The sequence below is a fragment of the Mycobacterium venezuelense genome (genome assembly GCF_054919535.1).
Genome location: NZ_JBONDW010000001.1, coordinates 440,083 through 464,925, shown reverse-complemented (window position 1 = coordinate 464,925; position 24,843 = coordinate 440,083). Strand labels below are relative to the sequence as shown.

The 24,843-nt window shown below is 67.4% G+C and carries 18 protein-coding genes; 11 read left to right on the top strand and 7 right to left on the bottom strand.

Going from position 1 to position 24,843, the window contains the following annotated elements:
- Positions 1-2: 2 nt before the first annotated feature.
- On the bottom strand, positions 3-1,796 hold the full coding sequence (locus ACRCUN_RS02330) for an Hsp70 family protein (protein WP_462140034.1): 1,794 nt from the start codon (positions 1,794-1,796) through the stop codon (positions 3-5).
- Positions 1,797-2,014: 218 nt separating this feature from the next.
- On the opposite strand from ACRCUN_RS02330, the gene ACRCUN_RS02325 reads away from it, so the two are divergent.
- From ACRCUN_RS02325 to ACRCUN_RS02305, 5 genes are all read left to right on the top strand, one after another.
- Positions 2,015-2,542 carry an Rv0340 family IniB-related protein gene (locus ACRCUN_RS02325; protein ID WP_462140033.1) on the top strand — a complete coding sequence of 176 codons (528 nt, stop codon included), beginning with the start codon at positions 2,015-2,017 and terminating at the stop codon, positions 2,540-2,542.
- A gap of 261 nt (positions 2,543-2,803) precedes the next feature.
- Positions 2,804-3,898: an IniB N-terminal domain-containing protein gene (locus ACRCUN_RS02320; RefSeq protein ID WP_462140032.1), complete on the top strand. Its 1,095-nt coding sequence runs from the start codon at positions 2,804-2,806 to the stop codon at positions 3,896-3,898.
- Positions 3,899-3,999: 101 nt separating this feature from the next.
- Positions 4,000-5,844: an isoniazid-induced dynamin-like GTPase IniA gene (gene iniA, locus ACRCUN_RS02315; protein WP_462140031.1), complete on the top strand. Its 1,845-nt coding sequence runs from the start codon at positions 4,000-4,002 to the stop codon at positions 5,842-5,844.
- A 30-nt stretch (positions 5,845-5,874) separates the two neighbouring features.
- The gene (locus ACRCUN_RS02310) at positions 5,875-7,365 is read left to right on the top strand and encodes a dynamin family protein (protein WP_462140030.1); all 1,491 of its coding nucleotides are present in this window, start codon (positions 5,875-5,877) and stop codon (positions 7,363-7,365) included.
- A gap of 42 nt (positions 7,366-7,407) precedes the next feature.
- On the top strand, positions 7,408-9,225 hold the full coding sequence (locus ACRCUN_RS02305; RefSeq protein WP_462140029.1) for an Hsp70 family protein: 1,818 nt from the start codon (positions 7,408-7,410) through the stop codon (positions 9,223-9,225).
- A gap of 61 nt (positions 9,226-9,286) precedes the next feature.
- On the opposite strand, the gene ACRCUN_RS02300 is transcribed toward ACRCUN_RS02305, so the two are convergent.
- Positions 9,287-9,742, bottom strand: coding sequence for a hypothetical protein (locus ACRCUN_RS02300; protein ID WP_462140028.1), 456 nt, complete (start codon positions 9,740-9,742; stop codon positions 9,287-9,289).
- A gap of 44 nt (positions 9,743-9,786) precedes the next feature.
- Between ACRCUN_RS02300 and ACRCUN_RS02295 the strand changes: the two genes are divergently transcribed.
- On the top strand, positions 9,787-10,179 hold the full coding sequence (locus ACRCUN_RS02295) for a hypothetical protein (RefSeq protein WP_462140027.1): 393 nt from the start codon (positions 9,787-9,789) through the stop codon (positions 10,177-10,179).
- Between the two features lie 90 nt (positions 10,180-10,269).
- Here ACRCUN_RS02295 and ACRCUN_RS02290 read toward each other — a convergent pair whose 3' ends face one another.
- Genes ACRCUN_RS02290 through ACRCUN_RS02275 form a run of 4 tightly spaced genes read right to left on the bottom strand, consistent with a single transcriptional unit; the run spans position 10,270 to position 12,682 of the window.
- On the bottom strand, positions 10,270-11,199 hold the full coding sequence (locus ACRCUN_RS02290) for an LLM class F420-dependent oxidoreductase (RefSeq protein ID WP_462140026.1): 930 nt from the start codon (positions 11,197-11,199) through the stop codon (positions 10,270-10,272).
- A 17-nt stretch (positions 11,200-11,216) separates the two neighbouring features.
- Positions 11,217-11,840 (bottom strand): TIGR03085 family metal-binding protein, encoded by a 624-nt coding sequence (locus tag ACRCUN_RS02285; RefSeq protein WP_462140025.1) that lies wholly within the window; start codon positions 11,838-11,840, stop codon positions 11,217-11,219.
- Positions 11,841-11,851: 11 nt separating this feature from the next.
- Entirely contained in the window at positions 11,852-12,397 is a 546-nt protein-coding gene (locus tag ACRCUN_RS02280) for a hypothetical protein (protein ID WP_462140024.1), read from the bottom strand.
- 36 nt (positions 12,398-12,433) lie between these two features.
- On the bottom strand, positions 12,434-12,682 hold the full coding sequence (locus ACRCUN_RS02275) for a hypothetical protein (protein ID WP_462140023.1): 249 nt from the start codon (positions 12,680-12,682) through the stop codon (positions 12,434-12,436).
- A gap of 52 nt (positions 12,683-12,734) precedes the next feature.
- Between ACRCUN_RS02275 and ACRCUN_RS02270 the strand changes: the two genes are divergently transcribed.
- From ACRCUN_RS02270 to ACRCUN_RS02255, 4 genes are all read left to right on the top strand, one after another.
- Complete coding sequence (locus ACRCUN_RS02270; RefSeq protein WP_462140022.1) at positions 12,735-14,288, top strand: MFS transporter; 1,554 nt, start codon at positions 12,735-12,737, stop codon at positions 14,286-14,288.
- The gene (locus ACRCUN_RS02265) at positions 14,285-15,520 is read left to right on the top strand and encodes a threonine/serine exporter family protein (protein WP_462140021.1); all 1,236 of its coding nucleotides are present in this window, start codon (positions 14,285-14,287) and stop codon (positions 15,518-15,520) included. The genes ACRCUN_RS02270 and ACRCUN_RS02265 overlap by 4 nt, the downstream gene beginning before the upstream one ends.
- Positions 15,521-15,678: 158 nt before the next feature.
- Entirely contained in the window at positions 15,679-17,040 is a 1,362-nt protein-coding gene (locus tag ACRCUN_RS02260) for a hemolysin family protein (protein ID WP_462140020.1), read from the top strand.
- The gene (locus ACRCUN_RS02255; RefSeq protein ID WP_462140019.1) at positions 17,037-18,044 is read left to right on the top strand and encodes a CNNM domain-containing protein; all 1,008 of its coding nucleotides are present in this window, start codon (positions 17,037-17,039) and stop codon (positions 18,042-18,044) included. Before ACRCUN_RS02260 ends, ACRCUN_RS02255 begins: the two co-directional genes overlap by 4 nt.
- Here the strand turns inward: ACRCUN_RS02255 and ACRCUN_RS02250 are convergent.
- The gene (locus ACRCUN_RS02250; protein ID WP_462140018.1) at positions 18,041-20,488 is read right to left on the bottom strand and encodes a RyR domain-containing protein; all 2,448 of its coding nucleotides are present in this window, start codon (positions 20,486-20,488) and stop codon (positions 18,041-18,043) included. The two genes, ACRCUN_RS02255 and ACRCUN_RS02250, sit on opposite strands and share 4 nt — an antisense overlap.
- A gap of 140 nt (positions 20,489-20,628) precedes the next feature.
- Between ACRCUN_RS02250 and ACRCUN_RS02245 the strand changes: the two genes are divergently transcribed.
- Positions 20,629-24,789 (top strand): nSTAND1 domain-containing NTPase, encoded by a 4,161-nt coding sequence (locus ACRCUN_RS02245; protein WP_462140017.1) that lies wholly within the window; start codon positions 20,629-20,631, stop codon positions 24,787-24,789.
- Positions 24,790-24,843 lie beyond the last annotated feature (54 nt).

Below are 24,843 nucleotides of genomic sequence, written 5' to 3'. Positions count from 1 at the left end.
GCCTAGGCGCCATCCTCGACTGGGACGTCAGGAATTTCGACGGTCGTCGTGGTCGGTGCCTGTGTCGTGGTCGGCGGTTGCGTTGTCGTGGGCGGTGTGGTGGTCGGTTGCGTCGTGGTGGTGCGGGTGGTTGTCGTCGTCGGCGTCGTGGTGGTTGTCGTCGTGGTCGTAGTAGTCGTGGTGGTTGGGCTCGTCGTGGTCGGAGCCGTCGTCGTGGTCGTCGGCGGAGGCGGCGGTGGCACGACGACGGTGCTCGTCGCCTGTCCGTCGGGGCCCACGGTGACGGTGGTGATCGGCTCGGGCGGCGGGCCTTCCGGCGATGGGCCCATCGAGTACGTCGTGCTGGTCTCGGTGACCGGGGTCGAATCCCCAGAGGTGCCCGTCAGCGTCACGGCTAGACCGCCCCCGGCGAGTAGCACGGCCGCCGCGGCCGCACCGAAGAGGATCGGCGGGCGTTTGTACCACGGGAGCGGCGCCGGTTCGGCGTCGTACATCTCCTCCTCGTGGCTGAACTCCACGGGCGGGCGCGCGGCGGTGGCCCCGGGCTCCGTCTCATAGCTGTAATCACCGCCGGCGTAGGGCACGGGCTCGTTCGGCGGAGCGTCGTCCTGCGACCACGCCAGCGCCCGGAAGGTCGCCGACTCGGGGCCGTCGGCGGCAGCCGCGGCACCCGCCGCGCCGGCAACGCCCGCTGCTCCTGCCGCCCATGCGGCGGTGGGACCGAGTCCGGTCGGAGCGTCGGCCGCGGCGACCTCGGGAGCCATGCCGGTCGGTGCACCGGCCTCGGCGACATGTTCGGCGACCAAGGCCGCCCCGGCCGCGACGACGAGCTGCGGCTGGGGTGTGGTGACCACCGGCGCGCGCAACCGTTGCGACAGCTGTTGTGTCACAAGGGGGATCGCGGCGCCGCCACCGACGGTCGCAACGGCCGCCACGCTCGACAACGCAATGTTGTTGCGCTGCAGCGTGTCTTCGACGTTGCTGACGAACGCGGCCAGCGGCTCGGCGATGAGCTGCTCGAGCTCTGGGCGGGTCACCCTGACATCGGAGTTGAACCCCGGCAGGTCTGCGGAAATCACCGCTGCGGTTTCTGCCGACAGTTTTTCCTTGGCCTGGCGGCACTCGGCGCGCAGGCGAGCGAGTGAACCCACGGCGGCGGTGCCCGCGGGGTCGGCGTCGTTGGCCGCCGCGATGCCGCTGAGGACATGGTTGAGCAGTGCCTGGTCGATTTGATCGCCCGAGAAGTCTTGGTAGCGCACGGTTTGGCCGACGGGTGCGAAATCGGCGCCCGCGTCGGCCAGCGTCACGCTCGTGCCGCTGCCGCCGAAATCGCACAGCACCACCACGCCTTCGGCGGGCAGTCCGGGATTTGCGCGCAACGCCGCGAGCGCGGCAAGGGCATCGGGCACAAGTGCGGGTGGCGCACCGTCCGGCGCGAGGGCCGGCTTACCCCGCAACGCGCCCCGTAGCGCCCCGACGGTGCCGGGCCCCCAGTAGGCGGGCACCGCGATCGTGACGGGCGCGCCACCGCCGGCCGCCCGGGCCATCACGTCGAGCGCCTCGGCCAACACCAGCTCGCCACGGTGATGGGATCCGTCCGCGGCGACGATCGGCACCGGATCGCCAATGCGCTCGACGAATCCGGTCAGGGCCAAACCGTCGCCGCTGAACTCACCGACTTCGGGTGCGCGATCGTTGAAAAGGGTAAGGATCGATCGGCGAACCACCGGTGTGCGGCCTTCGCGGGCTGCCACCAGGTTGGTCACCCCGATCGACAACCCCAGTGAGTCGGTCATCAGGCGTCACTCCTGTTGTCTGGGCCGTCCCTCACCATAGCGGCTCGATCCCCCACAGCCCGTGATTGTTCCCCTAGTGGCGTCGATCCCCTAATGGTGGGTCCCCTAATGAAGCGCCAACAGGGGTGGGTTCGGCACCGATCCCGGCGGGGGTCCTGCTGGATAGCATCGAGCCGTGGCCGACATGGGCCCGATGACGACCGGGAAGGAGGTGTGCCATGGCAAACACGTTGCTCGACTTTGTCATGTCGCTGGTGCGTGATCCCGACGCAGCCGCCCGCTACGCGGCCGATCCGGCCCAAGCCATCGCCGACGCACATCTGACCGATGTGACCAGTGCAGACGTCAACAACCTGATTCCGGTGGTGTCTGAATCGCTGTCGATGGCGGCACCGACCGGCGGGCTCGACGCCTTCGGGACGGAGTCGGCGGGCAATGTCTGGGCAAGTGGCGCCGCCACCGCCGCGTTCGACGCGTTCGGCGATCATGTGCCGGTCGACAGCGGGCATGAAGTGGCGAGCCAGGTTATCGAGCAACCCACCGAGTCCGTGGCGTCCGGACTGGACGCCCTGGCCGACGCGGGTGTCGTCTCCGACCCATTCGATGAAGCATCTCTGCAGTTCAGCGAGCCGGTCCTCGACGATGCGGTCACCACGGATCCGGTGATCGCAGACGATTGGGCACAGCCCGTCGTCGACGACCAGCACCACACCGACGGGGTGGGCGGTTTCGACATCTTCGACTGATCACGTCCGCACGCCGCACAGCGCACGACCGTATGGTCGTGCGCTTTGTGCTTTTAACCTGCATGAATCCAGACCCCCTATGGACCCCCTAACCCCCTATCGGGGTGGTTGTGGCCACCCCGGGCGGGCCCCGGGTGGGGAGGGGAACCGGCCCCGTTTCCGGGGGGTTCGCGAGTCCATAACGTTGTCTCCAGATCGCCGGAGAGCCCGGCGGGGGACTTCGAAAATGACTTCCCAACAACAACCGAAAGGGTTGGAGCAATGGCAATCTCTCTGATCGACTTCATCCTCGACCTGTTCCGCAGCCCGGCCTCTGCCGCGTCGTTCATCGCCGACCCGGACGGGAGCCTGCGTGACGCCGGCCTGCCGAACGTCACGGCGGCGCAGCTGCATGCCGTCGCGGCGACCGCCGCTCCGGCCGGTGTCCTGCTCGGCGGTGGCAACCCGGTGCTGGGTCTGCAGCGCGCGGTCGCCGACCACCACAACATCCCGGCACAGTTCGCGGCGCCGATCGCCTCGCCGTTCTCGCCGCAGACGCAGTTCGCCCCGGATGTGGCCAGCCACAACAACACCGACTTCGCGAGCCACAACGATGTTCCGATCATGAGCCCCAACCAGGACGCCGGCGCCAACGCTCAGCAGGGCGCGTTCAACCTGGGCTTCGGCGACATCACCCTCGGCGACAAGACCACCAACACGGCCACCAACGGCGGCGTGGTGGTCGACGGGGACAACGACGGTGACATCGTCAGCGGTGACGGCGCGGTGCTCGGTGACGGCAACACCATGAACAACGGTGACATCCTCGCCGGATCCGGATCCAACGTCGTGGTGGGCAAGGACAACGAGGTCGAGGACAACTCGCAGACCGCGGGCGGCGACCTGATCTCCGACAACGAGGGCCCGGTCATCAGCGACGTCGACATGAGCGGTGGCCACGGTGGCGGCGCCAGCGGCGGCGACAGCCTGATCGGCATCGGCAGCGGCAACGCGTCCGGTGGCGACGGCGGCAACGCCGGCTCGATCATCATCGCCGACAACGACACCAACGCGGTGGGTGGCAACCAGACCTCGGTCGATGGCGACTACGGCAGCGACAACACCCAGGACAACTCGGTGAACACCGCGGTCGAGACCAACACGTCCACCAGCTGGGAGGACAACTCGTCGTCCTACGAGTCGAACATCGGATCGGGCAACGACACCGCGTTCGCCTCGGGCAACGACATCGCTTCGGGCAACGAGACGGCGTTCGCATCGGGCAACGAGACCAACACGGCTCTCGCGTCGGGCAACAGCTACGACACCGACACCGACATCGCCTCCAACAACAACACCGGATTCGACGCGTTCTGATCCGCACAACCGCATAACGCAACGGGCGGGGACCATCGCATACGCGGGTGGTCCCCGCCCCGTTCGCGCGCCTACCGTTGAGCCCGGCAGGAGGGAAACCCATGACGCAACCCAACGACCCTCGCAAAGTAAAGGTGATCGTCGAGCTGATCGACCACGCCAGCAAGATCGCGGCCGCGAAGGACCGCAACGACCTTGTCGAGCGGCTGCGGGTGGCGAAGGTCCGCATCAACGACCCGCAGATCCGTGTGGTGATCGCCGGCCAGCTCAAGCAGGGCAAGAGCCAGCTGCTCAACTCGTTGCTCAACATTCCGGTGGCCAGGGTCGGAGACGACGAGAGCACCGTGCTGGCGACGGTCGTGTCCTACGGCGAGCAGGCATCGGCGCGGCTCGTGGTGGCCCGGCCGGACGGCGCCGAGCCCGAGCTGATCGAGATACCGCCGTCCGAGGTCACCAACGACCTGCGCCGTGCCCCGCAGGCAGGCGGGCGTGAGGTGCTGCGCGTCGAGGTGACCGCCCCCAGCCCGCTGCTCAAGGGCGGGCTCGCGTTCGTCGACACCCCCGGCGTGGGCGGGCACGGCCAGCCGCATCTGTCGGCGACATTGGGCCTGCTGCCCGACGCCGACGCCATGCTCATGGTCAGCGACACCAGCCAGGAGTTCACCGAGCCGGAGATGACGTTCATCCGTCAAGCCCTCGAAATCTGCCCGCTCGCAACCATTGTCGCGACAAAGACGGACCTCTACCCGTACTGGCGCCAGATCGTCGACGCCAACACCGCGCACCTGCAGCGGGCCGGTCTCGACGTCCCGATCACCCCCGTGTCGTCGGCCTTGCGCAGCCACGCCATCCAGCTCAACGACAAGGAACTCAACGAGGAATCGAACTTCCCGGCGATCGTCAAGTTCCTCTCCGACCGAGTGCTGTCGCGGGAAGGCGATCGCATCCGCGACCATGTGGTGGCCGAAATCCACTCGGCGGCCGAGCATTTATTGCTTGCGGTGAACTCAGAACTGTCCTCGTTCACCGACCCCGGCGCCCGCGAGCGCCTCACCGCCGATCTGGAGCGCCGCAAGCAGGAGGCCCAGGATGCCTTGCAGCACACCGCGTTATGGCAGCAGGTGCTCAGCGACGGTATCGCCGACCTGACGGCCGACGTCGACCACGACCTTCGCCACCGGTTCCGCAACATCTCAGCCCACACCGAAAAGGTGATCGACAGCTGCGATCCCACGCTGCACTGGGCCGAGATCGGAGCCGAACTGGAGGATGCGGTCGCCACCGCGGTCGGTGACAACTTCGTCTGGGCCTACCAGCGAGCCGAAGCGCTGGCCGCCGAGGTCGCAAGGACCTTCACCGAGGCGGGCCTGGACGCGGTGCAGATGCCGCAGATCGACGCGCGCGACATGGGCGCCGGGTTCGGCGAGTTCAAATCGCTGGCGCGCCTGGAGGCCAAGCCGATCAAAGCCGGCCACAAGGTCGTCACCGGCATGCGCGGATCGTATGGCGGCGTGCTGATGTTCGGCATGCTCACGTCGTTCGCGGGTCTTGGCATGTTTAACCCGCTGTCGCTTGGCGCGGGCCTCGTGCTGGGCCGTAAGGCTTACAAGGAAGACATGGAGAACCGCATGCTGCGGGTGCGCAACGAGGCCAAGACCAATGTGCGCAAGTTCGTCGACGACGTCGCATTCGTCGTCGGCAAGGAATCGCGGGACCGGCTGAAGGGCATTCAGCGTCAGCTCCGCGACCACTACCGCGAGATCGCCAACCAGACGACGCGTTCGCTCAACGAATCACTGCAGGCCACGCTGGCCGCGGCCAAGGTCGAGGAGAACGAGCGCAACGCTCGGGTCAAGGAATTGGAACGCCAGCAGAACATCCTCAAACAGGTCGTCGACCACGCGCAGAACCTGGCGAACCAACCGCAACTAAGCTCGAGGAGTTAACCGCCGGTCGAAAGGGTTGGACTCCGCAGCGTGAGCACGGGCGATCAGGTGCGCGCGATTCTCGGCGGCACCATCAAGGCGTACCGGGGCGACCCGGCATACCGCAATCGCCCCGACGTGCACAACGAACTCGACCGCATCGGCCGCAGGCTCAACCAGCCGATCCGCATCGCACTGGCAGGCACACTCAAAGCCGGCAAGTCCACGCTGGTCAACGCGCTCGTCGGGGAGGACATCGCACCGACCGACGCGACCGAGGCGACGCGCATCGTGACGTGGTTTCGCCACGGCCCGACGCCGAAGGTGACGGCCAACCATCGTGGCGGCCGGCGCTCCAATGTCCCAATTGCGCGCGATCCGCACGATCGCGGCCTCACGTTCAGCTTCGCCGGCCTCGACCCGGTCGACGTGGTCGACCTGGACGTCGAATGGCCCGCCGCCGAGCTAATCGACACCACGATCATCGACACCCCCGGCACGTCATCGTTGTCGCGCGACGTGTCCGAACGCACGCACCGGCTGCTGGTGCCCGAGGACGGCGTGCCTCGCGTCGATGCGGTGGTGTTCCTGCTGCGCACCCTCAATGCCGCTGACATCGCGTTGCTCAAGCAGATCGGCGAGCTCGTCGGCGGCTCGGCCGGGGCGCTCGGCGTGATCGGGGTGGCGTCGCGGGCCGACGAGATCGGTGCCGGCCGCATCGACGCGATGATGTCGGCCAAAGACGTCGCCAAGCGGTTCACCGCGGAGATGGACAAGACCGGGATCTGCCAAGCCGTCGTACCGGTGTCCGGGTTGCTCGCGCTGACCGCGCGCACGTTGCGGCAGAGCGAGTTCGTCGCGTTGGAGAAACTCGCCGGGGTCGACGCGGGCGAACTCGCCAAGGCCATGCTCTCGGTGGACCGCTTCGTGCGGGAGGACAGCTCGCTGCCGGTGGACGCGTCGACCCGCGCCGCGCTGCTGGACCGGTTCGGCATGTTCGGCATCAGGATCTCGATCGCGGTGCTGCGTGCGGGAGTCTCGGACTCGGTGGCACTGGCCGACGAACTCCTGGACCGCAGCGGCCTGATCGCGCTGCGCGACGTGATCGATCAACAGTTCGCGCAGCGGTCGGAGTTGCTCAAAGCGCACACCGCGCTGCTGTCGCTGCGGCAGTTCGTGCAGCACAACCCGATCTATGCGACGCCGTACATCCTCGCCGACATCGATCCGCTGCTGGCCGACACCCACGCGTTCGAGGAACTGCGGCTGCTGAGCCAGCTGCGGTCGCGGCCGACGACCCTGAACGAGGACGAGATGGCCTCGCTGCGGCGCATCATCGGCGGGTCGGGCACCGACGCCGCGAGCCGGCTGGGGCTGCAGCCCGATACGCCCTACGACGGGCCGCGGGCCGCGTTCGCCGCCGCGCAGCGCTGGCGCAGGCGCGCCGAGCACCCGCTCAATGACCCCTTCACCACCCGTGCGTGCCGGGCCGCGGTCCGCAGCGCCGAGGCGTTGGTTGCTGAATACTCGGCGCGCTATTAACGAATCGGGGCCGAGCGCCGACATATAGGTATGCGTGATTGCTTGGGGTTGTCTGTTGGGACGACCAACCTGGTGGCGATCACCGACCAAGCGCCGATTCTGCGGCGCACGGTCCTCACGCTGTTCGGGCATCGCAGGCCCGAGGTCGGTGTGCCGGGCGAAAACCCGCAGCTCACCGAACCCGGCCTGGTGATCACCGACTTCGTGGAGCGGGTCGGTGATCCGGTGCCGCTCGTGGCGTCGGACGGTTCGGCGCACCGCGGGGTGGATCTGCTGGCCGAGGCCGTCGAGGCGATGACCCGTGCCGCGAGCCCGGTCCGCCGGCCCGATACCTCGGTGTTGGCGGTGCCCACCCATTGGCGCCAGGCGGCGCTCGACGCGGTGCGCGCCGCGCTACCCGGCGTGCGCGTGGTGCCCGATTCCGTTGCGGCGCTGACGGCGATCCAGGCGCACCCGGGCCTGCCTGCCCGCGGTGTCGTCGCCTTGTTGGACTTCGGTGCCACCGGAACCAGCCTGACGTTGGCCGACGCCGACGCGGGATTCGCCACCATCGGACAGACCGTGCGGTTCGACGACTTCTCGGGCGATCTGATCGACCAGGAGATCCTCCGTCAGGTGCTCGCCGATTTGGACGCCGAACCGTCGGGTACCGCGGCCGTCGCGACGTTGGCCAGGCTGCGTGAGCAATGCCGAATTGCCAAGGAGCGCTTGAGCTATCAAAGCGCGACCGGTCTGATCGGGCCCGAGCCCGGCCGGACGATCAGGCTGACCCGCGCCGAGCTGCAGGTCGTGGTGGCCGAGCCGCTCGACCGCGTGATCGATGCGCTGCTGGACGTGCTGCGGCGCAACGGTGTGCACCCGGCCCAGTTGGCGGCCCTGGTCACCGTCGGCGGGGGAGCGCGGATACCGTTTGTGACCCAACGACTTTCCGAAGCGCTCCAGATGCCGGTGACCACGGTTCCGCAAGCGCAGGTGATCGGCGCGGTTGGGGCGGGTCTGCTCGCGCGCCGTGGTCAGGACGAGACGGCGACACGCCAAGCCGCGGTGGCGCCCGCATCGTCGACCGGAACCGTGGCGGCGTCGGTGCTGGCCTGGTCGGCGGTCGACGATGTGCCCGAGATCGCCGCCTTCGTGCCGGAAGCAGTGTCCGAAGAGGCGGCCCGGCCCGCGTTCGTGTTCGCCGAGACGACGGCGCCCGAACCCGCCCCGGAATGCGGTGCGCCGTGGTTCCGGCGCGGCGGTGTGGTGCTCTACGCCGCGACATTCTTGGCGCTGGTCGGCACGGTTGGCTGGCTCCTGTCCGCGCGGGCCGACCGGATGGACGCCGCTGCCGCGAGCACCGCATCGTTGGCGCCGCAGACCGTGCCCGCGGAGTCACCGCTCGCGCAGTCGATGCCCGCCCCGCCGACGCGGACCGTGGTGGTGCGAGATCCGGCTGGTTCCGCACCCGCGCAGGCGGCTCCCCGCCCGGCCGCCGCACCCCGGTTGGTCCAGAGCGGGCAGGCCGCACCTGCTCCTCGCGTCGCGCCGCGTCCGGCGCCGCAAGCAGCGCCCCGCCCCGCCCCACGACCGGCCGCGCCGCCGCCCGCGCCCGTCCCTCAGTTCCCGGTGCCCCAGTTACCGGTGCCGCAGTTGCCCATACCGCAGCTGCCGATCCCGACCTTCGTGCCGCCGACGTCGACACCTGCTCCGGAACCCACGCAAGCGCCGGAACCCACTCAGGCGCCGGAACCCACGCAAGCGCCCGAGCCCACTCAGGCGCCGGAGCCTGAACCGGAGCCGACACAACCGCCTGCCCCCGAGCCCACGCCGGAGCCCACGCCGGAGCCAACGGCGACGTCCACTCCGCCATCGCCCTGAGTGGCCACTTATGTCACGCCGAGCACAGGTTCACGTGACATAACTGGCCACTGGCCAACCCTTATGCGCCCTCCTCGGGCGTCGTCGTATCGGTGGTCGCCGTTGTCGTGGTGGTCGTCGTAGTCGTCGTGGTGGTGGTCGTTGTCGTGGTCGTCGGCGCCGTCGTGGTCGTTGTGGTCGTGGTCGGCTCGGTCGTCGTTGTCGTTTGCGGAGCCGTCTCGGTCACGGTCTGCGTCGGCGGCGGAGCGACCGGCGGCTGGGCCGACGTGGTGGTCGGCGTGGTCGACGTCGTAGTCGTCGTCGATGGCGTATCCGAGGAAAACAGCTGCACAAGGGCATAGATGACCAGCGCTGCGATCACGGCGCCGAGCGCGCCGAACCCGATCAACGCAGCCGGTTTGCGGTACCACGGCACCGGCTCGGGAGCGGGCGGTTCGGCAGGCGGCGGGTATCCCTCGTAATCGCCGTAGCTCTGCGCGTACTGGGTGGGCTCGTCGTCGGAGTAGTAGTTCGACACGCGCAGATCGTAGGCGGCGTCAGTTTCCTGGCACGGGATACAACGTGCGTGTCACGTTGGTGCGTGGGCGGCTGCGGCTCGTCGGCGACTCGTCAGCGTCGTCAGTCTCCGACCGCGTACGCGGCGGCACCGACGGGCCTGACGACTCCGGAGTCGAGGACCCCGACGTATCCGACGGCGAGGTGCCCGTCGTCCCGGACACATCGGTCGGCAGCCCGAACTCGGTGGTGACGGGCGGGCTCGTGCTGGTGATCGTCGGCGTCGTCGTGGTCGCCGAGGTCCTCGATGACGTGGACGCGAACGTCGGGTCGACGAACTCGATCGGCGCGTCCTGTGGCTTGTCGGCACTGCTCGTCAACGCGATGACACCCCAAACGAGCAGCGCGATCACGGTCAGTGCGGCCACGCTGGCCCCGAGCACCGCCGGTGTCGAATGATGCCAGGGCGGCTCGGTTGTTTGCCCAGGGTCATTCTGGTCACCGGTCACGGGCACCGATACTAACGCCGGGCGATCGGCCCGGCTCGGGTCAGCTCAGCTGGCGGACGACCTCGCTCGCGACGAGGTCGAGATGGTCGAGATCGGTCATGTCCAACAGCTGCAGGTAGACCCGCTGCACGCCGGCCTCGGTGAACGGCGCCAGCTTGTCGACGATCTCCGCGGGCGTCCCGACAAACGGCGAATTGCTGCGCAGCTCGTCGACATCACGGTTGATGGCGGCCGCGCGTTTGGCGATCTCGGCGTCGTCGCGTCCCGCGCACACCACGAACGCCGCCGAGTACGTCATCGAGTCGGGGGAGCGGCCTGCGCCTGCCACCGCGGCGGCGACCCGCTCGAACTGCGTCTTGATGGCGTCGAGCGGCACGAACGGAATGTTGAATTCAGCGGCGAACTCGGCGGCCAGCGCCGGGGTGCGCTTGGCTCCCTGCCCGCCGATGATGATCGGCAACGGCGTCTGCGTGGGCTTGGGCAGTGCGGGGGAATCGACCACGGAGTAGTGCGTGCCCGAGAAGTCGAACGTCTCGCCGACGGGCGTGTTCCACATCCCGGTCAGGATGCGCAGTTGCTCGGTCAGCCGGTCGAACCGTTCGCCCAGCGGAGGGAACGGGATGGCGTACGCCTGGTGTTCCGCTTCGAACCAGCCCGCACCCAAACCCAATTCGACACGGCCACCGCTCATTTCGTCGACCTGGGCCACCGAGATGGCCAACGGTCCTGGATAGCGGAAGGTCGCGGAGGTGACCATGGTGCCGAGCCGGATGGTCGACGTCTCGCGGGCGATCCCGGCCAGCGTGACCCAGGAATCGGTGGGACCGGGCAGGCCGTCACCGCTCATCGCCAGGTAGTGGTCCGACCTGAAGAACGCCGAGTAGCCGAGCGCCTCGGCGGCTCGGGCCACGGCGAGCTGATCGGAGTAGGTAGCACCTTGCTGGGGTTCGACGAAGACACGGAAATCCACGTAACCCACCCTAAGAGCTACAGCCCCCGGTGCGCAGAGCGGAGGGCTGCGACGGCGTCATCGCCACCGCTGAACGTCACCTGCGCCTGCTCGCGTCCGGCCGCGAACATCAGCAGTTCCCCTGGCGCGCCCGTCACGGTCACCGCGGGGCCGCTGCCCACGGTGGCGAGGGTTTTGCCTTCGGGCGTTCGCAGACTGACCCGCGCCGGTGATTTCGCCATCGACATGCGGGCCATCGTGGCGACCTGACGCGACAGCGCGTTCACCGTGGCGTCGTCGAGAACCCTCGGCTCCCAATCGGGTTGAGCGCGACGCACGTCCTCGTTGTGGATGAACATCTCGGCGACGTTCACCAACGGATCGAGCACTTTGAACGGTGAGAACAGCGGAGGGCCAGACGCGATCTGGTCCACGAGCGTGGCCCAGTCGGTGGAATCGGTCACCTGCTGCTGAACCTTGGCGGTGTATCCGGCGAGCTTGGGCACGAGGATCCCGGGGGCGGCATCCAATCGCCGTTCCCGGACCACCAGGTGGGCAGCCAGATCGCGGGCGTTCCAGCCCTCGCACAGCGTGGGGGCGTCGGGGCCTGCGGCCCGCATGGACTCGACGAGTGCGGCACGTTCGCGCTGCGCGATACTCATGCGTCCCGAGTCTAAAAGCTCTTCACGCCCTCCACCGCCACAACCATCCCGTGCCCGCTGGCGTCGTTGGTGAACCGGGTGCCGTCGCTGCTGGCCTCGATCGTCCAGCCGAGCGCGCTGTAGGTCCGGTAGTCCAGCGTGACCGCCGGGATCGCACCGAGATTGCCGAGTACCCAACGCATCTTGCCGTCGGCGCTGAGTTCCACACCGTTCGCCGGTAGCCCGTCGATGTCGGGTGCGTTGCTGAAATCCGACTCGCAGCCGATGTCCTGGGTGGACAGCTGGCAGCGGGTCTTGCCCGATTTGGTCTCGATGAAGACGTAGCCGTCCTGCGGCTCGAGCGGGGTGGCCCCGGCGGGCGGTACGGCGCTCGGCGGCGCTGCCACCGTGGAACTCGGCGGCGGGGCTGGGCTGGACCGGGTCGGCCGCGCCGTCGGGAAGCTCGGCTCGGTGGGGGACTGCGGGCTGGTGACGGGCGAGCCCTCGATGTCGGACTGGCAGCCGGCGAGCACCGCGCTCGCCGCCAGTAGGCATCCCAGTACCAGCTGCCCTTTCATCGAATCAAGGCTACGCACGGGTGGGTGCGCGACGGGTTATGACGCGCCGAGCATCCCCGCGTAACCGTCGGCAAGTGCGCGTAGCTGTGCCGAGCCGTCGCCGTGGTAGGACGCACCGTGCATGATCGCCAGAGTTGTCGGGTGCAGTTCGGCGAGCTGAGCCAGCGTCGGCGCGAGGTTCGTCGTCAGCCCGGTTGCGTGGAACGACCCCTCGGCGTGTCCATGGGCCCATCGTTCGCCGCACGCACGCTCGGCGGGCCGGGTTGGCAAATCCCGCGGGGACACGTCCCGCAAAACATGACGAGCGCGGGAGCTGGGCTGGCAGGATTTAGCCGCGATGGCCAACATCGAGATCACCGATCGCCCCAACTGGGTGTCCGGTACGGCCGCAACCATGACGATTCTCGCGACCGGCTTGGCCTCCAGCATCACGGCGGCCGATCCGGTGATCCTGTCGGCGAACATATCCTCGGTGCGGGCAGGGCTGAACCTGACTGCGGGCACCGCAAGCTTCGTCGCCAGCATCGCGACGCTCACGCTCGCCGCAGCGGTCCTGGGAGCGGGCGCCCTCGGTGACAAATTCGGGATGAAGCGGATGTACACGCTCGGCCTGCTCGGGACGGTGGTCTTCGGCGTCCTTGCCGCCGCGGCGCCCAACGCGCCCGTGCTGATCGTGTGCCGTGCTGCTGAAGGTGTCGCGTTCGCGCTCCTGTTGGGTTTGTCGCTGGCGATCGTCAATGTGGTTTTCCCGCCAGATCGGCGGGCCAGTGCCATCTCACTTCACCTGGGTGCCGGCTTCGTCGCCGCGGTGCCGATGCCCGCCCTCGGAAGTCTGCTTGCGCAGCATGTCGGTTGGCGCTCATCGTTTCTCGTCGCACCCGCGGTGGCGCTCATCGCCTTGGCGCTGGTGCTGCGGTACGTGCCGGAAACCCCGCGCAATGCCCGTCGGCTCGATGTGCCTGGTCTGCTACTGATCGCCACCGCCCTGCTGGCCATGGTGTACGGCCTGTCACGACTGCAGACCGGAGTGCATGCCGCGGCAGTCGTCCCGATACTCGTCGGAATGATGGCGGGGGCCGCATTCGTCGTCTACGAGTTACGCACTCCCGACCCCGTCCTGGATCTGCGGATCTTCCGGTCCGGCCCGTTCAACGCCGCGGTGTTCGCCGGGGTCGCCTTCAACTTCCTTTCCGGTGGCTCGACGATTCTGTGTGCGTTCTATCTGGTCACGATCCGCGGCGAGTCGCCCACCCTGTTGGGATTGCTCATGGCTCCCGCCGCGCTCTTGTCGGCGTTCGCCGCGGCGGCCGCCGGGCGTGCGGCGGCACGGCTCGGTGAACGCGCGGCGCTCGTCGGAGGGCTTCTTCTGCTGCTCGGTGCGTTGTTGGTCCTCACGGTGCTCGGCGAGGACGGCCCGATGTGGATCCTGTTCGCGGTTGTCGGCCTCAACGCGGTCGGCGCCGCGGTCACCGAAACCATCGAGGCCACCGTCATGCTGAGAACGGCACCCGTCGAATTGAGCGGTGCGGTGACGGCAGTGAAAAGTGCTGTCGGGCAAGCGGCCTACTCGCTCGGTCCGGCGGTGTTCGCGTTGCTCGGCGCCACGCTGTTCGTTCACTCCAGCCGGGACCGGCTCGCCGGCGCAGGGGTCACCGACGATGAGGCGCGTGAGGCGTTGCGGGTGGCCCACGGCGGTGCCGGTTCGTCGGCAGGCAGCAACGTGCTTGACCCCGAACGGGCGAAGGAAGTCGTCGAAGGGGCCACCGCGGGCATGCTCGGCGCGATCCACACCATGGGCTGGATCCTGACCGCGGTCCCGGTGGCCGCGATCGTCGGCGTGCTGATCCTGATGCGAGGCGCGACGGGGGCACCGGAAGGCGGCAGCCGGTGAAGCCGGAGATGGCCGAACCGCTCGACGAGCGCTCGGCGGGCGTCCGCTTCATCGCCAGGCTCGGGTCGGCGATGCTCGGCGCTGACTATCCGGTTCCCATCGTCCGGCGCACGCTGGACACGATCGCGCGCCAGTACCGAATCGACTGCCCGCTGCTCGTCCTGCCGAACTTCATCCAAGCCGGGGATCGTGACCAGACCACGGTCCTGCGCAGTGAGGGTCCATTGCGCTACGACCAGACGTTCCCGCTGGGTGAACTCATCCGCCGCGCCACGTCGGGGCAGGTCACGCCCCAACAGGGCTGGGCAGAACTCGACCGCATCCATGCGCTGTCGCGCCGGTTCCCGGCATGGGTGAGTGTCGTGGGTTATGCCGTGCAAAGTGCGGCATACGCGCTGATGCTGCAGCCGACGTTGGTCGCACTGGTGGCGGCAAGCGGCTTCGGGCTGCTCGTCGGTCTTCTGGAGTACGCGACCCGTCACAACTCGGGCATTCGGCAATTGCTGCCGGTGCTCAGCGCGTTCCTGGTCACCTACGTCGCGTTCACCCTCGGTCGATTGCTTCACATGGGGCACGACAGCCTTCGCGTGCTGATCCCGCCGCTGACGCTGTTCCTTCCCGGCGTTGCGATCACGTTGTCGGTGATCGAATCGTCCACCGGGGACATGGTGTCGGGATCAGCGCGCCTGATGGCGGGGTTCCTCCGGCTGGCTCAGCTGGCCCTCGGCATCGTGATCGCCATCCAACTGCTCGGCCTCTCCTCGCCGGAGCTGACCGATGCATCGGTGAACACCTTGGGGCCGTGGGCCCCTTGGCTGGGCGTCGCGGTATATGCGGTCGGCATCGTGCTTCACCTCGGACCGCCGCGCGGATTCGCGAAATGGCTTGTGCTGGTTCTTTTCATCACCTATGGCGCCCAGCTTGCCACCGCTGCGGCATTCGGCGGCTACACAAGCGGATTCGGGGGCGGCCTGGTGCTGATGCTGTGTGCGCTGGCACTCGGCCGGCTCCCGATGACGCCGGCCGCGCAGGTCATCCTGGCGCCGGGGTTCTGGCTGTTGGTGCCAAGCTCGGTGGGGCTCGTCGGTATCGCCGAGCTCGCAGGCGGCCAGGGCAGCAACGCGATCATCGTGATGCTGGTATCGATGATGTCGATTGCGCTGGGATTCGCGACGGGCCTGGCCCTGTGGTCGGCGATCGTGCGGCGCGGCGACGCCAACCTGGACTACTGACGCCACCGTGCCGCGTTCTCACGGGAACTTCTCAGACTTCGTATTCGTCTAACACTGTGACGCCAGTTGACCCCCAGCACAGAGAGACGTATGCGACGCGCCAAGCGCAAACCCCGAAGACCTAGTTCCATTCTCGTCACCGGCTGCGGGGTGCGGTCATGCTGACCGTTCTCGGCATCGCTCTCGGCTTCGCAGTGGTGCTGCTGATCACGGCTGCGACCGGGTATTTCGTCGCGCAGGAGTTCGCGTTCATGGCGGTCGATCGCTCCCGCCTCAAAGCGCGCGCCGCGGCCGGTGATTCCGCGGCAGGCCGGGCCTTGGCGGTCACGCGCCGCACGTCGTTCATGCTCTCGGGCGCCCAGCTCGGGATCACCGTGACCGGCCTGCTCGTCGGATACGTCGCCGAACCGCTGATCGGCGAGGGGCTCGGCGAACTGCTCGGCGGTGTGGGCATACCCACCGCCGTGGGTATCGCGATCGGCACGGTGCTGGCGGTGGTGTTCTCGACCGTGGTGCAGATGGTCTTCGGCGAACTGTTCCCGAAGAACCTCGCCATTGCCCGGCCCGAGCCGGTCGCTACCCGTCTCGCGCTGTCCACCACGATCTACCTGTCGGTGTTCGGTTGGCTGATCAAGCTTTTCGACGCGTCGTCGAATGCGCTGTTGCGTGCGTTGCGCATCGAACCGGTTCACGACGTCGAGCATTCGGCCACCCCTCGCGACCTCGAGCACATCGTCGCCGAGTCGAGAGAAGCAGGCGAACTGCCGCAAGATCTGTCGACGCTGCTCGATCGGATACTCGAGTTCCCCACCCGCAGCACCGAGCACGCCATGATCCCGCGCAGTCGCGTCGACGTGGTCGGGGCGAACGATTCCGCCGCGCAGGTGCTGGCGAAGATGGCAACCGGCCACACCCGTTACCCGGTGGTCGGTGACTCCGCCGATGACCTCGTCGGAGTGGTGCACCTGCACGACGTTCTCGCTGCCGACACCGTCGGCTCCGCCGGGTCGTTGTGCCGCGCAGCGGTTATCGTCCCGACCACGCTCCCGCTTCCGGATGCCCTCGCAAAACTCACCGAGGCCGGCGAGGAGATGGCGCTCGTGATCGACGAGTACGGCAGCTTCGCGGGAGTGCTGACGATCGAGGACATGGCAGAGGAATTGGTGGGCGAGATCGCCGACGAACACGATTCCGAAGCCGAGGAGATGGTCCGCCTCGACGACGGCTGGCTGGTCCGCGGCGATGTGCCGCTCGACGAAGTGGGACGCATGATCGGCCACGACCTGCCAGAAGGTGACTATGAAACCCTCGCCGGGCTGGTCATCGCCGCGTTCGGCGGTCTGCCGGCGGTCGGCGACGGCGTCGATATCGAGCTCGCACTCGACCCGGCGGCTTTGGCGATGACCGACGAACCGACCGCGCAGATGCTGCACGCCGAGGTCAGGTCGGTCGACAAGCGCGTCCCCGCAACGGTTTTCGTATCTCTTCGCCCCATCGATACCGAGGAGGCGGCCCGATGAGCAACCCGTTGACCGTGCTTCTCGTAACCGTGGTGCTGATCGGCGCAAGCGCCTTCTTCGTCGCCGTGGAGTTCGCCCTCATCGCTGCCCGCAGACATCGTCTGGAAGATGCCGCGCCGCAGAGCCGATCCGCTCGCGCCGCCCTGCGTTCGGCCTCGGAGCTGTCGGTTCTGCTGGCCGGATCGCAGCTCGGTATCACGGTGTGCACCCTCGCGCTGGGCGCGGTGACCAAACCGGCCGTGCATCATTGGCTCACACCGCTTTTCGAGGGATGGGGCGCACCGGTTTGGTTGGCCGACATCGTCGGGTTCGTGCTCGCGCTCATCATCGTGACCTTCCTGCACCTGGTGGTCGGTGAGATGGCGCCGAAGTCGTGGGCGATCGCGCACCCAGAGAAGTCGGCGACGATGCTCGCCATCCCGATGCGCGCATTCATGTGGTTGGTCCGCCCGCTCATCGTGGCCCTGAACCGCTTGGCCAACTGGTGCCTGCGCAAGGTCGGCGTGCAGCCGGTCGATCAGGTCAACAGTGGGCAGGACCCCGATGCGCTGCGGCATCTGGTCGAACATTCGGCCACCGTGGGCACGCTCGACGAGCGCTACCACGGCCACCTCATCGGCGCCCTCGAGTTGGAGGCGCTGACGGTCGGCGACATGGTGCACCTCGAGGTTCGGCCGAGCGGCGTCGCCGCCGACGCGACTCCCGAGGACATCCAACGCGAATCCCGACGCACCGGGCACTTACGCCTACTCGTCGGAAGCGGCGGTGTGGACGGGGTCGTGCATGTGCGCGACACCGTGGATGCCGCACCGACAGCCACTGCGCGTGACCTCATGCGGCCGGTGCTGGTACTCGACGCCACGACGCCGGTGTACTCGGCGCTTCAGACGATGCGAGACAACCGAAGCCACCTGGCGGTGGTTCGCCGCAACGGTGAGAGTGACGCGTTGGTCACCCTGACCGATGTCCTGCAACGTCTCATGCCGTCCGGAAACCCCTCCTAGGACGGCGACTTCGGCCTGCGGTGGCTGTCCGCCGTGGTAATCGGGCCGCGGTAGTTCTTCGCGAAATCGTCCGGTGGCACGGGCCACTGCTCGCCACGCTCGCCCTTCACGACCCAGTCACCGGACTTGGCGCGCTCGGGCCCCTCGAGCGTCTCGATGATCTCGCCGTCGACCGCCAAACGGGCCAGGACATTTCCGGTTCGTCGCCATTCACCGTTCTCGCCGACGCGTGCGTAGGTGGCGGCGAATCGTTCATTGTTCACCGACCACGTCGTACCGTTGTCGTCGGATACCTCCCAATCGCCCGCTTCGGCATACATGGTGTCGCCGGTATGCGAGATCCACGTCCACGGCTCGTCACGCTGTCTGGCCGTGACCGTCCCGGTGCGGTCGAACCGCTGCCACTCCGGCCGTGACCGGTAACCGAGTTGACGAAGTGCGACAAGCGTGTTCGCCAAGCTTCGCAAGGTTGCCTCATGGACGGCGTCTTTGGCTCTCGTATCGTCCCACGGCATCAATCGAGGATGAATCTTGCGGTTGTCATCGCGAACTTCTCCTGGCCGCCAACCGGCCTTGAAGTAGTAATCGCACCAGCTGGTGTGCTCTTTCTCGGCCATCGCCATCGCCGCTTGCTCGGTGAACCCCAGCGCCCCAAGCTGTTTCATCGGCGCCATGTCAGCGAATCCGGAAGGCGTAGCGGACTCCGTAGCGCTACCCCAGGTGTCCCAGGTGTGCCCGCCGTGAGTCCTGACGATCCACAGTGCGTTGAGCACCAGGCGACGGTTCGAGCCCTGGTAAAACGGGTCAAGCTCGTGCCACGGAACCGTCGCAGGGCTGGGTGTGGACACCGTCGCGGCGTAGCGGCTGTGGATGAGGCGTGCCGCACGCTCCCACGCATCTTGCGCCTGGCCTGTCGGCAAGTCCATCGACAACCCGAATGTGCGCAGCCGGCCCACCAGGAAAGGTTCGTCGTCTCCCGTCTGGTCCGCGGTGGAGTGGCCACCTGCTCCCCAGTCATGGGACTTCGGGTCCCAGGCGTAGATGGGAACGGTGGGAAGCTGGGCGGCCAGCCGCGTGCCGGTCGAGGAATCGATCGACGAGCCACCGATGGGGTCGCTGTCGACCAGTATGACCGCCGTCGTCGTATGCACCGCACCACGGTGGTCCGTGAGAATCGATTTCAGCACCGGAACAGTCGGTGCTTGTGAGATGGCCTCCACAACAAGGCTTTCGGGTTGCAGACCGAGTTGCTTGCGGTGGTAGTCGTGGTCGTGTTTGTATTCCTCCGCATTCTCGCCCACGAGGGTGAGTGCCGGGGGCACGGCTTCACCCGGGTAGTAGTCGTACTCGAGACGTCGCTGCGCCATGTCCGCGCACAACGCGAGTGTCAACTGTGACGTCCCGCAGACGACGACGCGGGAGACCTTGTCTTTCTCGATGATTCGGTCGAGCAGTCGACCCGCCGTCACCTCGTACTTGCCGACCGCATCAGGAGCCCAGCTGTCGTCGGTACCCATCTGTTGGGCGCGCCACGCCTCGGCCTGCCAGGGATCGTCGATGCGGACGATCAGCGGGACATGGCGGCCACGCCGGTCGCCGGACGGTCCCGCGAGATCGACACGGCGCTTGATCAGCTCGAGGCGCATGAGATTCATCGACGCGTCCGGTGAAAGCAGGTAGAGCCGGTTCACCTTGCGCCACATCGACATCGACGTCCAGCTCTCCGGGAGGTCGAAGGCCACCGTGACAACTCGTGCGCCTTTGCTGCGTGGCTCCTGCACACAGGGGCGGTCGGGATTCTCGGTGACGATCACCACCGTGCCGAAACCGCGCTTGTCGCTGGTGAGCGCCCGCACCATCGACGAAGCGTCGTCGTCGATGCCGACCACCACGGTCACCGATCGGGCAAGCACGATCCGCAGCCGGTCGAGCCGGTCGCGGAACAGCGCGGCCACCACGCCCAAAACGGTGATGAACAGCACGCCGAGGGCCGTCAGCCGTGCGACGTCCAGTGCGACGGGTGCCGGGTCCGGGCAACGTGCGCCACCGACGGACGGATCACCGATGTTGCCCTTGATCAGCGACGCCGTCCACATCAACGCGGTGAAGAAGAACGGGTTTTCGCGTTCGTCGTGGCAGCGCCAATAGGACGCCATGCCGAGAACCACGCTCACCACTGCGAGTCCGGCAACGATCGCGACCGGCGCCCCGGTGCGTCGCACCTGCTGAGCGCGTAGGAACAGCACGCACACGATAACCATCGCCGCTGTGACGAACAGGACGGATATCGCCGAACCGGGTCTGCCGAACCAGTCAGGCCAGCCGGGCACCTTCGTCGCGACAGAGGGACTGTGTGCCCGCACCGCGAGTGCGGCGACCAGCACCACGACCAGCGCTGACGAAACCATGAGCGCTGTCCGAAGCGGCGAAACTTTGACGGGCACTCGCGCCCCCCTTCAGGCGTGCACCGAGGCCGACTCAGAGGCCGCCGAGACATTAACATAGCCGAGGTCCGTGGTATCCCAGCCCTTTCGCCGATGAGCCTCGGCTCGAAGTGGGCTGGTACGCACAGAGAGTGGGGGCTGTGTCGCGCATTTTCCTGAGCCATTCGAGTGTCGATCTACGTCAGACGCTGGCGTTGAAGCAATGGCTCGTCAATCAGGAGCCCGCCCTGGCCAACGAGATCTTCCTGGACGTCGATCCAGAGGTCGGGTTGCAGCCCGGGCAGCGGTGGAAGGACGCCCTACAGCGGGCAACTGCCCGATGTGAGGCGGTCATCTGCCTGTTGTCCAGCAGTTGGGAGGCGTCACACGAATGCAGGGTGGAGTACCGCGTCGCCGAGAGCCTGAACAAACAGATCCTGTGCGCGCGGCTGGAACCCTCGGCCGGCGACGACCTCACGTCAGAATGGCAACGTTGCGATCTGTTCGGCGGCCCGACAACGAAAATTCACCTGGACGACGGCCCGCCCGTGGAGTTCTCCACCGCGGGTCTGTATCGATTGCGCGACGCGATACGTGGGGCCGGCATCAGCGCGATGTCCTTTGTCTGGCCACCGCCAGGCGATCCGGGCCGCGCACCCTACCGGGGGTGGGAACCGTTTGAGCAAGTCGATGCCGCAGTGTTTTTCGGTCGTGACGCTGCGATCGTGCGGGCGCTCGACGAGATCCGCGGGATGCGATTGACCGGCGTCAGATCGCTTTTCGTGGTGCTGGGCCCGTCAGGCGCGGGCAAGTCCTCGTTTCTCCGCGCCGGTCTGCTCCCCAGGCTCGCCCGCGAAGATCGCCGCTTCGTGTTGTTGGGGACGGTGCGCCCGGGGCGAAATGCGCTCACCGGTGACACCGGCTTGGCCGCGGCCATTCGCAGTACCAGAGAAAAGCTCGGCCTGATGCAGCCGAGCCTCGGCGAGATCAAGGCGGCATGCCTGAGCGATGCCGATCGCGTAGGCGAACTTCTGACCGAGATTCAGCACGCCGCGGCCGACCGGTTGCCGGTAACCGACCCGGACAACGAAAAGTCCGACCCGCCAACGTTGATACTGCCGCTGGATCAGGCCGAGGAGTTGTTCTCGGCAGACGCCGGACTGCAAGGAGCGCAGTTGCTGGCTCTGATCAACGCGCTGTCGGGCAAACAGAATGACAGCGCCCTGGGCTTGATAACGGCGGCGACCATCCGTACTGATCGTTACGAAGCGATGCAGACCCACCCAGCGTTGGCAGGCATCGAGACCCGCGTCTATGACAGTCTCAAACCGATGCCGCCGAACCAATTCAAGGAGGTCATCACCGGCCCGGCTCTACGGGCGACCCAAGGCGAACAACGCCTCGACATCGAGCCTGATCTGGTGCAGCGATTGTTGGTCGACGCGTCCGAGGGCGCCGACACGTTGCCGATGTTGTCATTGACCCTGGCCCGGCTCTACGCCGACTACGGGTCCACCGGCGAGCTGACCACCCAGCAGTACGAATCGATGGGCGGCATGCACCGAGTGGTGCAGACGGAGATCGAAGAGGTCCTGTCTCCTGACCCCGATGAACGCCGACGGCAACTCGACTGTCTGCGTGCGGCATTCATACCATGGCTCGCGACCGTCAATCCCGACAACGATCAGCCGATGCGGCGCGTGGCGAAATGGGACGACCTGCCCGAACAGAGCCGTCCGTTGATCGATGCCCTCGTTGCCAAACGCCTCATGGTCAAAGACCACCGCGACGGGCACGTGGTGGTCGAGGTCGCGTTGGAAAGCCTGTTGCGGCAATGGGACGAACTGGCCGGCTGGCTGCGCGACGAGCGTCATAACCTCAAAGTGGCTGACGACCTCGAACGCGCCGCAGGCTCGTGGCGGGCCAATCAGCGGAACCCGGCATGGCTCCTCACGGGCAGCCGCCTCGCCGACGCTGAAAGCTTGCTGTCCATGGAGTCTTTCGCACAACGTCTCAACCCGGTTCGCGAGTATCTCGGTGAGTCGCGCAAAGCCGAGAACGAACGGATTCGTGCCGAGGAGGAGTACCGTCAGGCCGAGCTGCGAAATGCGCACGAACGACACGCCACCGCAGAGGCCCACAACGCAGCGCTACGCAAACGCGCGGTTGTCACGGCGGTCATCGCGGCGTTCGCGGTGGTGGTGGCCGTCGTGGCGATGGTCGCGTTCGTGCAGGCCCGGGATTCCCGCGCGAGAGCGCAGAGCCGATTCTTGGAGGCCACCAGCGCTCGACTTGTCTCCGAGTCGCAGGCGGCATTTGCCGGTGCCCGTCCCGGCGGGGACGTATCGGGGTTCCAACGTCTGCTGGCCGCCAACGCGGTCGCGGCGGAGCCCGCATACGACGCGCTCTACAGCGCTGTCGTCAGGAATCGCAACCTAGACAAGGTGATACAAGCTTCGGCAGCGGTGATCGGCGTGGCGCCCGATGGCCGGCGGCTGGCCACCGTGACCCCCGAGGGGCCTGTGGAAGTGTGGGACGGCACACCCGGTGAAGAGCCTCTCGCGAGGCTCGACACGACTGGGGTGTTGCGGGCGGCGTTCAGCCCGGACGGTGCCCGGATCGTGACCGCGGCAGGCGACCGGACGGCGCAGGTGTGGGACGCGAATACCGGTGAGCCGCTTGGTTCTCCGCTCGTGGGCCACGCGAGCGCGGTGTGGAGTATGGCGTTCAGCCCCGATGGCGCGCGGGTCGTGACGGGTAGTACTGACCAGACGGCGCGGGTATGGGACGCGCACACCGGTCAGCCGGTGGGTGGTCCTTTCGTCGGCCACGCGAGCGCAGTGACGAGTGTGGCATTCAGCCACGACGGCGGGCGCATCGCGACGGGTAGCACTGACCAGACGGTGCGGGTGTGGGACGCGCACACCGGGCTGCCCATCGGCGGGCCGCTCGCCGGGCACACCGGTGATGTCGAAAGTGTGGCTTTGAGCCCGGACGGCATGCGGGTTGCGTCGGGCGGTGCGGACCAGACGGTGCGGGTGTGGGACGCAGGTACCGGCCAGCCGGTGGGTGCGCCGCTCACCGGGCACACCGACTGGGTGGAAAGTGTGGCGTTCAGCGCGGACGGCGCGCGCATCGCATCGGGTGGCCGCGATGGGACAGTCCGCTTGTGGAACGTGAATTCTGCCGATTCGGTGGGTGATCCGTTCACCGGTCACGCAGGCTGGGTGGAGCATGTGTCGTTCAGCTCAGATGACACGAAGGTCGTGTCGGGAAGCGTCGACGCGACGGTACGCGTGTGGAATGCCGATGACGCTCGTCCGGTCCATACCGACACGGTGGAGAGCGTGGCGTTCAGCCCGGACGGTACGCGGGTCGTGTCGGGAAGCTACGACAAGACACTTCGGCTGTGGGACGCCAACACCGGCGAGCCGTTGGGCGATCCCCTTACTGGGCACACCGGCTGGGTGGAAAGTGTGGCGTTCAGCCCGGACGGCACACGTGTCGTATCGGGCGGAAACGACGGCACGCTGCGGGTGTGGGACGCCGCCACCGGTCAACAGGTGGGCGATATGCTCGCGGGCCGTCGGGTGCTGAGCGTGGCGTTCAGCCCGGACGGCACGCGGATCGTGTCCGGCGGTGCCGACGACACCGTGCGGGTGTGGGATGCGGATTCGGGTGAGCCGGTGGGTGATCCGTTTGCGGGCCATACCGACGATGTGGAGGGTGTGGCGTTCAGCCCGGACGGTACGCGGATTGTGTCGGGCAGTGCCGATCAGACGCTGCGGGTGTGGGATGCGGATTCGGGTGAGCCGGTGGGTGATCCGTTTGCGGGCCATACCGACGGCGTGGAGGGTGTGGCGTTCAGCCCGGACGGTACGCGGATTGTGTCGGGCAGTGCCGATCAGACGCTGCGGGTGTGGGATGCGGATTCGGGTGAGCCAGCAAGCGGCCCGCTCACCGGACACACCGGCCGGGTGACGAGTGTGGCATTCAGCCCGGACGGCACCCGGATCGTGTCGGGCAGTGCCGATCAGACGGTGCAAGTATGGGACGTCAACTCCGGTCAGCCGGTGGGCGATCCGCTCACCGCGAGCACCATCGAGGTGAAAAGCGTGGCGTTCAGCCCGGACGGTTCGCGCATCGCATCCGGAAACCTGGACCACACTGTGCGGTTGTGGCCGGGTGCTGCGACACCTGCCGACCTGTGCGCCAAACTGACGGCCAACATCAGCCGCAAACAGTGGAACGATTGGGTGTCACCCGACATCGGCTACGTTCAACCCTGCCCGGACCTTCCCGTACCGCCTGACAACGTATGAGCACCCGATTGTGCTGACGACCTCGAGCCGTCGCTGCGGGCGGGGGATACGTGC